The following is an 11,359-nucleotide window of genomic DNA, read 5'->3' as shown; positions in this document are numbered from 1 at the left end:
GCTCGCTACAGCGCTATCGAGGGCGCGCTCGCGAGCGGCTTCGCTACCGCCGAGCTACACCACCTGTAGGGACGCGACCTTGACAGATGGCGTGACATTAGGAACGACGCCAAGACGCTGGGCGATCTACGGCACTACAACCGCAGGTCGCATTTTTCCAAATAGAGCCGCAAACATGTGGGGATGGAGGATAAAACAACTGACAGTTTTCACTGTGCTGGCCGTTGGGCTGGGCACTTCTTACTCGACTGCGTTCGATTTGGATGCGGTCGAGCGTCTCAGGTCCAAGCCAATATGCGCAGACTGCGACCTATCGGGCGCCAGCATGACGGGGAGGTATCTGCCCGGCGCGATACTGACCAATGCGAACCTGACGGGCGCCGACCTTAAGGAAGCAAACATAAATGGTGCGGACCTTAGCGGTGCGAATCTCTCCGGCGCGGAACTATCTGGCGCCAGCCTAAATTACGCGAACTTGTCAGGCGCGAATCTGTCGAATGCGAACCTGTCGAAGGCGAGCCTTTCTGGCGCAAACCTGTCAAATGCGAGCCTGTCAGGAGCGCTCTTGACTGGCGCAAGCCTAAGGGGCGCGCGCCTTGCGCAAGCGCGGCTGTCGGGCGCAAACCTGGAGGGAGCAAACTTGCATTTGGTGCTAAACTTGGACGCGGCGCTGCTTGTGGACGCGAAACTTTGCAACACAACAATGCCGGACGGCCTCATAGATAACAGGGGCTGCTAGTCCCGGCATTTGATGGAGAGGGGGTGCCGTTTTGAATTGCCTCCCAGTTCAATGAACCCGGAGGTAACTTCGTCTTCTGGGCGGAAGTTATTGATTTTATGGTGGGCGATGACGGGCTCGAACCGCCGACATCTTCGGTGTAAACGAAGCGCTCTACCAACTGAGCTAATCGCCCGCTCCGGGCCGGACCTTTAAGCAGTTAGGACGGGGTTCGCAAGGCCAAATGAGCGCACAACGCCCTCGCCGTTGATCGTTTTCGGCAACAAAACTCGGCTTGTCAAAAAACCTTCTCCTGTTTGCTGTTATGCTGTCGCGCTCCGCTTGACACCCGGTGGCTTACGCCTTATCCACCGCCCAACGACGAACACGGCTGACCGTGCTCGTCTTGCGCGGGTGTAGCTCAGTTGGTTAGAGTGCCGGCCTGTCACGCCGGAGGTCGCGGGTTCGAGCCCCGTCACTCGCGCCATTTTCAATCACTTAGCTGATTGGAAATGAAAAAAAACTCTGAATGCCGGACCGGCAATTCAGATATTCGGGTCGACCTTGGCACCCGATAAATTCTAGCGCTTGGTCTGATTTTTAGAAACCTGTTCGATTTGGCTCATCACCGCTTGCGGATCGACGTTCTGAGCTAGCTGGGGCAGTTCGTCATCTGCCGGCGTCGATACTTTCAAACGCTCCGTCAGGGCGGTTTCGATCAGTCGTGTGGTTTCATGCTCGTTGAGCAGGCTGATCTGCAGATCCAGCTCGGCGCGGCGCTCGCTGAGCTCAGCCATTCTGTTCTGGTTGATCAGTACAAAGGTGGACAGGAAGATCGCCTCAACCGAGGCTACCATTGCCAATATCACAAAACTTGGGTCCCAGGGTGGAATAGCCGGGATCGCTCCAAGGTTCAGCACGACCCAGACGATCAGGATTGCAAGGTGCAGATACACGAATGCCATGCTCCCCGCGAAACGGGAAATGACGCCGGCAATTCGATCTTGAAACGCCCGATGCTGCTCCTGCTCTCGTCGATGGTCAACCAGAGCTTGAATGTTGTTGTGGAGGACCGACTGCATGTCGGCGGATTGTGGCGCGGCCATGGACATCAAGGCCCGACTTGAAGCGCCAGGCCTGAGGTCCAGCCGCGGCGGCAAGGAAGTTTCATAGACGTTCTCAACCTGACAGGCCTCTCGGTTTCCCGGCTGGAAGCGGGACAACGCGGCCGGGGATGCGTGCTCGCTGCCGCTTCTCTCGGACGCTGAGCTCCTTAACGCCTGTTGTGGCGCATGGTTGCCCGGCTCGGCGCGACTGGCAGTAGGGTGAAGGTCGTGAGATCGACCCGGCAGAGCTTTCATAAAAGCATTTTCCCAACGCTCAGTGAGCCGATGCGCGGCACGTTCGCTGACTTAGCTCGGGCTCGGTTCCGTGCGGAATTGCGGGATTCTGTGCTTCGCTGATCGGGGTCGCCTATTTTTGCCGCGGGTCTTCCAAGCCGATGCCGATCTGACGGAAACGGCCCGACCGACGTTCGACGACGGCTTCGGCGAGCGAGCGGGCGGCGTTGCGAACTTCTTCCTGGATTGTCTCGTCGGCATCGAGTTCATCATGACTTGTAGCGTACGGCTTCCAGTAACCAATGTAGCGGTCGAGCTCGGCGCTGGGGCCGGCCGGCGACAACTTCATGAAGCGCAACCAGTCAGCGATGGAATGCCGCACATTCTCCGCACCTTCGACATCGCCGTGCACGATCACAGAAAACAGCCTGCCTGCCAGATGACGCGGATAGTCCCACCCGGCCAGTTCTACCTCCTTTGCCTTTGCCGCATCCTTGCCTTGTGTCAGCGAGGGGTCTGGATTGCCACCGTCAGCGCAGACAAGCCTGTCCATCATCAGTTTGACAGGCGAGGAAACCTGATACCAATTCACCGGGGTGATGATCATGATCCCATGGGCGGCGACCCACATTGGGTAGATTTCGTTCATCCAGTCCTGAACTTGCCCAAGCGAATGGTTGGGATAGCAGGAACAGGGCCAATGGCAGAGCGGAGCGGCCGTCGAAAAGCACGCCTTGCACGGATGGATGTTCCTCCCGTATTCGGAAGCAAGCCGCGACAAATCGAGAATTTCGACCGCAAGTTTCGTTTCCTTGTCGATGGTCTCACGGGCGATTTCGGCGAGCCGAAAACTCTTCGACATTTCGCCGGGACAGGTGTGCTCGCTGCGCGACGACCCGTTGATGATCAATAGACGCGGCGGAACCGTTAGATCCTCGTACCGACGCTGCGCCTGTAGCACCGCTTCGTGCGCCGCAATCCAATCGACTGACAGATCGTAGTCGGGGTCGCTGAACGCAGGACCGGCTTTCCTCGTGATCGGGCTCTTGCGGGAATCCGCGTAAGCCTGCCAGGCGATCGAAGCGATTTGCTCAATCGACTGGGCGACCGGTTCGAACGCTGGATCGACGAATTGCTGCTTGTACCTCGCCTTGAAGGCTTTCTCACTCAGTTTGGGACTAGCCATGCCCTTGCGAGGCGCCGGGGTTTTCCCGACAAACTTGCCAACGAGACCGGCCATTTCCGAATTCCTTTCCCGAATTTTCGTCCAGGAACGCGCAAGACCTGCAGTGTTTATTCACCCGTTTCGTCGGCACCTCCGCGGAAAAAGGATCGGATTTCCTCCCTGTCGACGCTGTCATCGCCGTTCTCGTCGACGGCGTTGAATATCCGCCCGATGAAATCCTGAACCTCGGTTTGAGAAAGCGCACCATCGCCGTCGGCATCTACTATGGCGAACATCATTCGCATCCGTGCGCCATGCATCATCCCGCCTCCCAAATGGCGCCCGTCATGCGGACCTCTTCGGAAATCGCGATGCCAACGGTCGCCACCTCGTCGTTCTGCTCGGGGCCGGCGATGCTCTTGCATTCTCTCCTCCAGCATCTCGGTCATCATCTGACGCATCATATTGCGCATGGAGTCTTCAGTTGGCCCGCTCACTCCTGGCGAGGCCTCTGAGCCACGATCCGGTGCAGGTGCGGCGGGCGCAGGTGAGCTTGTCTGGGATAGTGCCGGCGAAGCCAGCATAGCCAACGCCGCGGCAACTGCTGTGGTCTTGCTTGCTAGTGTCATCGTATTCTCCTTGGAGAATGGTGGACCGAACGTGTCGGCATCCAAGCCAAACCCGCTGCTCCCCCGCATGGTTCCTGGCGACTTGGCAGATGATCGCTGTGTGCCGGTTCATCCTTCGCGCTGCCGTAGAAAAATGCAGTCCCTACAGCGACATAGAGCAGTGATTGGCTTTGACAGCGGGCCAGAGGCCATTTCCGACCGGGGCCTGTCACGCTGGAGGTCGCGGATTGCCTAGTTTTTATGCACAGAGGATTTGGTTCTTCGACTGAGCCCTGTCGACGGTCGCTATCGGCCGGCCTCCAGCTGCCAATCTCCAACGTCTGCGATTAGCCGTAATCCCCCGCGCCTTCGTCATCCCAGGGTCTGCGCCGCGTCGCTTCGCCCCTTGCTCCGCCTTGGGATGACGACGTTGAGGGGTGCTTCGGCTAATCTTGAAGGTTTGCGAGCTGCCACTGAGATCGGCCCGCTGACGGGAGCTGCCGATCGGCCCCCGATCTGTCAAAATCACTGTGCCGAACTACTTGATTCCCAAATACAAAAGGTTTCGACTTTCGGTTTCCTGAGAGTTTCAACTTTTGTATTTGTTGCCTTCCAAGCCTGTCATATGCGTTTGGGCATTGGATTTTCCCTAACCCGGTCCCACTTCGGGTACGATGCTCTAACGGAGAAGAAGCCTTGGACGCCCTGAAATCGCTCATCGAATCGCGCCATTTCGACCTCACGATCATGGTCCTGATCCTGATCAACGCCGTTACGCTCGGCTTCGAAACCTCGCCCGATGCGATTGCTGTTTTTGGCCCGCTTCTAACGGCCATCGACCGCGCGATCCTCGGCGTCTTCGTCCTCGAACTCGCGATCCGGCTGGTCGTCTACAGGACGAATTTCTTCCGCGATCCATGGCGCATCTTCGACCTCTTCGTCGTCGGTTTCGCGCTCATCCCCGCGACCGGTTCGCTCTCCGTGCTGCGGGCGCTGCGCATCCTGCGGGTCCTGCGCCTGATCAGCATCGTTCCGTCGCTGCGCCGTGTCGTCACCGGCTTCATCACCGCCTTGCCCGGCATGGGCTCGATCATGCTGTTGCTCGGGCTGGTGTTCTACGTCTTTGCGGTGATGGCGACGAAGCTCTACGGCTCGTCCTTTCCCGAACTGTTCGGCGGCATACCGGAATCGCTCTTCACGCTTTTCCAGGTCATGACTCTCGAAGGCTGGTCGGACGGCGTGGTGCGCCCGGTCATGGCGGTTTATCCGACCGCCTGGCTGTTCTTCATCCCATTCATCATCGCGACCTCGTTCACCGTGCTCAATCTCTTCATCGGCGTGATCGTTTCGGCGATGGAGGCCGAGCATGAAGCCGTAGAATCGGCCGACAGGGCAACGCTGCACAGCGATCAGGCCATCATCCTCGCGGAGTTACAGGCGCTGCGGGCAGAGGTCCGGGAATTGTCGAGAGTTCGCGGCTAGATCGCCTCATTCGGCCGCGACAGATACTTCCCCGCGAGCATTGCAAAACATTCCTATCCGTCGGCGGCTTCTGGATGGTGTGGTGCCGTGAAAGAGCCCGCCGCTCCATTTGCGAAGCGGCGGGCCCCCCCAATCACCCCCCCATTGCCAGGTCAAGATTGCCCCCCGGCATCGCTGACCGTGCAATTGCGGCGCCAGACCCAGTGACCCATTACGGGACACCTTTGCCAATGACGCAAGATAGGTTTTTCGATTTACATTAACTGTGGCTAATATGTCACCGTGGTCGGAACGGACTAAGTCGAGAGCGCCGGCGAGGCTGCGCGGGCTCACCCCTTGGCGAGCAATGCCTCGACCTCTTGTAGCGTCGGCATCGACGGCGCCGTGCCGGGCCGGGTGACCGAGATGCCGGCGACGGCGCAGGCGAAGCGGACCGCTTGCAGCGGTTCCACCTCTCTCGCAAGTGCGGCGGCCAGGCCGCCATTGAAGGCGTCGCCCGCGCCGGTGGTCTCGACCACAGGACCGGCATTGATCGCGCCGACATGGTCGGAGCGGCTGGCCGTATGCAACAGCGCGCCTTTTTCACCGAGCGTCACGATGACGGCGCCGACGCCCTTTCCAAGCAAACGATCGGCGGCGCGGCGGGCGTCGTCGATGGAGGACACCTTCATGCCGGTCAGTTCCTCGGCCTCTGTCTCGTTAGGTGTGACATAGTCGCAAAGCGTGTAGATGCGCTCGGGCAGGCTTGCCGCGGGCGCCGGATTGAGGATGGTCGTTACCCCTGCCCCGCGCGCGATCTCCAGCGCCCGCAGCGCCGCCTCGATCGGCTGTTCGAGCTGGGTGACGAAGACGCCGGCCGAGCGGATCAGGCCGGCGTTAGCCTCGATGTCGTCGGGCGAAATCAGCATGGCCGCACCCGGGCTGACGATGATGGCGTTGTTGCCGGTCGTGTCCTCGACGAAGATATAAGCCGCACCCGTGTAGCTTTCCGGCGTGTCGATGACGGCGCTCTTCACGTCGGCCTGCGCCCAGGTTTGCCTGGCCATGTCGGCAAAGGGATCGACGCCGAGGCGCGTCAGGAAGGTGATGTCGGCACCGAGACGGCCGGCCGCAACCGCCTGGTTGGAGCCCTTGCCGCCCGGGCCAAGCGTGAAGGATGTGCCAAGGAGCGTCTCGCCCATGCGCGGCTGGCGGGCGGCGCGATAGGCGGTATCGGCGACGAAGACGCCCAATATGACGACAGGCTTGCCTGGCATCCTGCTACTCCCCGTCCGGCGGCACGACGCCCTTGCGGAAGGCGAAACAGCCATAGAAGCGGCGCTCGCCGGTCTGGATGACGCAATAGGCTTTCTTGGCACGTTCGTAGAAGGCGTAGCGCTCGACCGGGATCATCGGCCATGCCTTGCCCTCCGCCGCGTCGATCTCTCTTTGCACTTCCGTCTGCACCGCGGGAATCTCGTCCGGCTTGCCGACGATCTCCATGCGGGCGGCCGCGTCGTCGACGAAATTGTCCAGCGGATAGAGCGACAGCACCGCCTTGACCACGTCCGCGGCCGGCGCATCGATACGCAGCAGCCGGCCGAGCACGGTCTGGCGCGCCACCGAATCGGAGGGGAAGTTGGTGTCGGCGATGATCAAATCGTCGCCATGGCCCATCGCCCGCAGCGCCTGGAGCACGTCGGCATTCAGCAGCGGATTGATCCCTTTAAGCATAGTTCCCTCCCGAACGGGCTTTTTTGATGCGAAACCTGGCGCATGATCCCGAAATGTGATGTCGGTTTTCAGGCGCAAATTCAAAGTGTTAAAGACGACGGCCGGTCTCTGAGTCGAAGAGATGGACCTGGTCGAGCCGGGGTTTCAGGTGCAGCGTGTCGCCCGGCTTGAAGTCGTGGCGCTCACGGAACAGCGCCACCATCTCGCCCTCGCCGAAGCGCAGGAAGACCAGCGTTTCGGAACCGGTCGGCTCGACCACCGAAATCTTCGCCGGCACGCCTTCGGGGTGGATTTCGAGGTGCTCGGGCCGCACGCCGTAAACGACCTTGCGGCCATCCTCCACCGCGCTGTTGGCAGCAATCGGGAACGGCGTCCCGGCGATCTCGACGACAGGCTTGTCGCCCTTGCGCACCACGCCCTTGAGCAGGTTCATCGACGGCGAGCCGATGAAGCCGGCGACGAACAGATTGGCCGGCCGGTCGAACAGTTCCAGCGGCGCGCCGACCTGCTCGATGCGGCCGTCGCGCATCACCACGATCTTGTCTGCCATGGTCATGGCCTCGATCTGGTCGTGCGTGACATAGATGGTGGTGGTCTTCAGCCGCTGGTGCAGCTCCTTGATCTCGGTGCGCATCTGCACGCGCAGCTTTGCGTCGAGGTTAGACAGCGGCTCGTCGAACAGAAACACGTGCGGGTTGCGCACGATGGCGCGGCCCATGGCGACGCGCTGGCGCTGGCCGCCCGAGAGCTGGCGCGGATAGCGCTTGAGATAGGGATTGAGATCGAGGATATCGGCGGCGCGCTTGACCCGCTCGGCGACCACAGCCGGATCGGTCTTCCGCAGCTTCAGCGCAAAGGCCATGTTCTGCTCGACCGTCTTGTGCGGATAGAGCGCGTAGTTCTGGAACACCATGGCGATGTCGCGCTTGGCTGGCGGCAGATGATTGACGACACGGTCGCCGATGGCGATCGTGCCGCCGGAAACGGTCTCCAGCCCCGCCACCATCCTGAGTAGCGTGGACTTGCCGCACCCCGAAGGGCCAACCAGCACCACGAACTGCCCGTCGGCGATGTCGACGCTGACATCGTGCAGGACCTTGACGGTTCCGAACGCCTTGGCCACATTGCTGATCGCGACTTGAGCCATCGGCCCCCCTTTCGTTGCGGTGAAGCTAAACAACGCAAACGGCGAGGGCAAGTCAGTCTTTTATAGATAAAAAACCCCATCCTCGTTGACACGGCACTTGGTTGTGAGAATAGTGAAAGGGCTCGGGTTATGACCCTGTTCCGGGCGCGCCGGCACACTAGTTCTGAATACGGAAATCGAAGTGTCGCGGGAGGAAACTTGGGCCCTATTTCCAGGAGTCGCTGTTGTTGGGGAACACGTCCAGCGCTCCAAACACCCGAAACAATCACCATTGAGATTCTGGGAGGAACGAAATGAAAGTCAGCCTTTACAACCAATTTATGCGCGCGGGAGCCACTCGCCGCGATGTCCTCAAGGGCGCGGCCAGCATGGCCGCGATCGCAGCGGCATCCGGCGCCGGGCTTGGCGCACTGACGCGCCCTGCTTCCGCCGCAAGCGAGCTGCGTGCGCAGATCCTGCAGATCCCCGGTGTCGGCAAGGGCCAGCCGACCGATGCCGACTTCCAGCAGGTCGGCGAGCTTTGCCTGGAGGCGACCAAGGCCAGCGTCAAGGAAGGCGAATTCGCCGGTGTCCAGCTCACCTTCATGGGGCTCAACAACCAGAACCTGCACAATGTGCTGTTTCGCGGCTTCCTGAAGCCGTGGGAGACCTATACCGGCGCCAAGATCAACTGGATCGACCTTGCGCAGGCGGACTACAACGCCCGCCTGCAGCAGTCGATCGCCACCGGCACCGTCGATTTCGACATCATCGAGATGGGCGCGCCGTTCGAAGGCGACGTCTGCGGCAAGGGCCTGACCTCCGAAATGCCGGACTGGGTCAAGGACCAGATCGACATGAAAGATGTCGTGGCCTATCTGCAGCCACCGGTCGGCACCTGGGACGGCAAGCAGTACCGCGTGACCGTCGACGGCGATGCGCACAACTTCAACTACCGCACCGACGTGTTTGCCGATGCCGACCTCGCCAAGGCGTGGAAGGACGGCGGCGGTGGCGGTGAATGGGGCGTGCCGAAGACCTGGCAGCAGGTGCAGGCGGTGACCAAGTTCCTCAAGGGCAAGCAGTTCCAGGGCCAGGACGTCTTCGGCTATCTCGACGCGCCCAAGGCGTGGGGCGGCTTCGGCTTCTACTTCCTCGGCAGCCGCGCCAGCGCCTATGCCAAGCATCCCGACGACAAGGCCTGGCTGTTCGATGCCGATACGATGAAGCCGCGCATCAACAATCCAGCCTGGGTGCGGGCGATCCAGGACGTGATCGACGCGCTGCCTTCCGAGCCTGCCGACCAGATCAACGCCGACCCGAACACCACCGCCTTCCAGCAGTTCCTGGCTGGCACCGGTTCGATGGTCACCTGGTGGGGCGACGTTGGCTCCAACGTCAAGACCAACGACAGTTCTGTCGTCGGCGACGTCACCGGCTTCTCGATCCTGCCTGGCTCGGACGACGTCTACAATTCCAAGACCGGCCAGTGGGACAAGCTGGCAAGCGGCCCGAATTATTCGCCGAACTGCGCCTATCTCGGCTGGGGCGTCTACGTCATGGCACGGGTCGACAGCGACGAAAAGAAGAAGAAGGCGGCCTGGTCTGCCGCCGCCCATCTCGGCGGCAAGGACCTGTCGCTCTGGTGCGCGGCATATCCGTCCGGCTTCCAGCCCTACCGCAACTCGCATTTCGACATTCCAGAATGGGTGGCGGCCGGTTACGACGAGGCTTTCATCACCTCGTATCTGAAGTCGGAGGCCGACAGCTACAACCATCCGAACGCCGCGATCGAGCCGCGGATCCCCGGCATCTTCCAATATTACAGCGCCGCCGAGGACATCCTGGCCAACACATTCGCCGGCAAGATGACGGCGCAGGAAGGCGCCGACGCCATTGCTGCCGCCTGGGAGAAGCTGACCGACCAGATCGGCCGCGAAAACCAGATCAAGCTCTACAAGGCCTCGCTTGGCATGTAGGCTGAGATTCTAGGAACCGTGGTCCGGCGACGCGAAGCCGCCGGACCGCAGCCTGACCGGCCAGCCGGTCATAAAAGCCTTCAGTGAACGGACGAGACGCGTGGCTGACCAGACTTTGCCCACCAATGCGTGGCCGGCAAACGCCGCTCCATCCGATCTGATATCGCCGGGCCGCAAGCGGCTCGGCCGGGCGTTGATGGCCGCTGCGACGGTCGGCCTGCTGGCAGTGATCGCAGTTCAGATCCTCTACAAGACTGAGGTCGATACGATCGGATTCGAGACCTGGCGGCCTGTCGTCTACGCCTATGTGCTGTGGGGTGTTGCGCTCGGCGTCGGCCAGGTGCTGACGCGCGGCGAAGACGGCCAGCGCGCGCTGTTCCTGCTGCCGGCGCTGCTGTTCACCATCGCCATGGTGATCTTCCCGACGCTGTTCGGCTTCTACATCGCGCTGACCGACTGGAACCTCAGTTCCTTCTCCGGCCGGAAGTTCAACGGGCTCGACAATTTCTGGCAGATGCTGGCCGATCCCTACTACCGCAACGCGCTGTTCAACATGGTGCTCTATGTGCTCGCGGTGCTGGTCGAATATGTCATCGCCTTCGGCCTCGCCCTGCTTCTCAACGCACAGATCAGAGCGCGCAAATTCTTCCGTGTCGTCTTCCTCATGCCGTTGATGCTGTCGCCGGTCGCGGTGTCGTGGATGATCGGCAAGTCGCTGATGGAATACCGGTTCGGGCCGGCCGCGGCGCTGGCGCGCCAGCTCGGCTGGGAAAATCCCGCCTTCTTTTCAAATCCGATCACTGCCCGCATCTCGATCATGGTGCTGGATGCCTGGACGTTCATCCCGTTCATGATGATCATGCTGCTCGCCGGCCTTCAGGCGATGTCACGCGAGGTTCTTGAGGCGGCCAGGGTAGACGGCGCCAATGCCTGGCAGACCTTCTGGCAGGTCACCTTCCCGCTGATGCTGCCGGTGTCGGTGACGGCGATCATCCTGCGCATCATCTTCAAGCTGAAGCTTGCCGACATCATTATCACCGTCACCTCGGGCGGCCCGGGCGGCGCGACCGATTCCGTGTCGAGCTTCATCTATCGCGAGTATCGCGACCGCTCGAATGTCGGCTACGGCACCATGCTGGCGATGGCCTACCTCATCATCATCATCATATTCGTGACGTGGCTGTTGAAATTCGCCAACCGCTTCGTGCGCAACGTCAATTGAATGGGG

At 60.9% G+C, this 11,359-nt stretch carries 10 protein-coding genes and 2 tRNA genes; 5 read left to right on the top strand and 7 right to left on the bottom strand.

Annotated elements, in window-relative coordinates; all coding sequences use genetic code 11:
- Positions 1 to 79 precede the first annotated feature (79 nt).
- On the top strand, positions 80 to 739 hold the full coding sequence (locus tag CIT26_RS29735) for a pentapeptide repeat-containing protein (protein ID WP_206072830.1): 660 nt from the start codon (positions 80 to 82) through the stop codon (positions 737 to 739).
- Positions 740 to 838: 99 nt separating this feature from the next.
- Here CIT26_RS29735 and CIT26_RS29730 read toward each other — a convergent pair.
- A tRNA-Val gene (locus tag CIT26_RS29730) sits at positions 839 to 914 on the bottom strand.
- A gap of 214 nt (positions 915 to 1,128) precedes the next feature.
- On the opposite strand from CIT26_RS29730, the gene CIT26_RS29725 reads away from it, so the two are divergent.
- Positions 1,129 to 1,205: transfer RNA gene (locus tag CIT26_RS29725), tRNA-Asp, on the top strand.
- 94 nt (positions 1,206 to 1,299) lie between these two features.
- Here CIT26_RS29725 and CIT26_RS29720 read toward each other — a convergent pair.
- From CIT26_RS29720 to CIT26_RS36165, 3 genes are all read right to left on the bottom strand, one after another.
- Positions 1,300 to 1,824 carry a DUF1003 domain-containing protein gene (locus CIT26_RS29720; RefSeq protein ID WP_095495878.1) on the bottom strand — a complete coding sequence of 175 codons (525 nt, stop codon included), beginning with the start codon at positions 1,822 to 1,824 and terminating at the stop codon, positions 1,300 to 1,302.
- A gap of 367 nt (positions 1,825 to 2,191) precedes the next feature.
- Positions 2,192 to 3,298 carry a flavodoxin family protein gene (locus CIT26_RS29715; RefSeq protein WP_245319606.1) on the bottom strand — a complete coding sequence of 369 codons (1,107 nt, stop codon included), beginning with the start codon at positions 3,296 to 3,298 and terminating at the stop codon, positions 2,192 to 2,194.
- A gap of 53 nt (positions 3,299 to 3,351) precedes the next feature.
- A complete protein-coding gene (locus tag CIT26_RS36165) occupies positions 3,352 to 3,897 on the bottom strand; it encodes an EF-hand domain-containing protein (protein ID WP_143747941.1) in 546 nt (181 codons plus the stop codon).
- 630 nt (positions 3,898 to 4,527) lie between these two features.
- Here CIT26_RS36165 and CIT26_RS29705 point away from each other — a divergent pair.
- Positions 4,528 to 5,313, top strand: coding sequence for an ion transporter (locus CIT26_RS29705; RefSeq protein ID WP_095495873.1), 786 nt, complete (start codon positions 4,528 to 4,530; stop codon positions 5,311 to 5,313).
- Between the two features lie 329 nt (positions 5,314 to 5,642).
- Here CIT26_RS29705 and rbsK read toward each other — a convergent pair whose 3' ends face one another.
- The 3 genes from rbsK to CIT26_RS29690 all read right to left on the bottom strand — a co-directional run bounded on the left by rbsK (position 5,643) and on the right by CIT26_RS29690 (position 8,173).
- Entirely contained in the window at positions 5,643 to 6,569 is a 927-nt protein-coding gene (gene rbsK / locus CIT26_RS29700; RefSeq protein ID WP_095495872.1) for a ribokinase, read from the bottom strand.
- A gap of 4 nt (positions 6,570 to 6,573) precedes the next feature.
- Entirely contained in the window at positions 6,574 to 7,026 is a 453-nt protein-coding gene (locus CIT26_RS29695) for an RbsD/FucU family protein (RefSeq protein ID WP_095495871.1), read from the bottom strand.
- A gap of 88 nt (positions 7,027 to 7,114) precedes the next feature.
- The gene (locus CIT26_RS29690; protein WP_095495870.1) at positions 7,115 to 8,173 is read right to left on the bottom strand and encodes an ABC transporter ATP-binding protein; all 1,059 of its coding nucleotides are present in this window, start codon (positions 8,171 to 8,173) and stop codon (positions 7,115 to 7,117) included.
- A gap of 293 nt (positions 8,174 to 8,466) precedes the next feature.
- Here CIT26_RS29690 and CIT26_RS29685 point away from each other — a divergent pair, with 293 nt between their 5' ends.
- Positions 8,467 to 10,131 carry an ABC transporter substrate-binding protein gene (locus CIT26_RS29685; RefSeq protein WP_029353498.1) on the top strand — a complete coding sequence of 555 codons (1,665 nt, stop codon included), beginning with the start codon at positions 8,467 to 8,469 and terminating at the stop codon, positions 10,129 to 10,131.
- 100 nt (positions 10,132 to 10,231) lie between these two features.
- Positions 10,232 to 11,353, top strand: a complete 1,122-nt coding sequence (locus CIT26_RS29680) for a carbohydrate ABC transporter permease (protein WP_095495869.1) — start codon at positions 10,232 to 10,234, stop codon at positions 11,351 to 11,353.
- The last annotated feature ends 6 nt before the right edge of the window (positions 11,354 to 11,359 follow it).

The organism is Mesorhizobium temperatum, assembly GCF_002284575.1.
In the GTDB taxonomy this organism is placed as follows: Bacteria; Pseudomonadota; Alphaproteobacteria; order Rhizobiales; family Rhizobiaceae; genus Mesorhizobium; species Mesorhizobium temperatum.
This window is presented reverse-complemented; position numbering and strand designations above follow the sequence as displayed.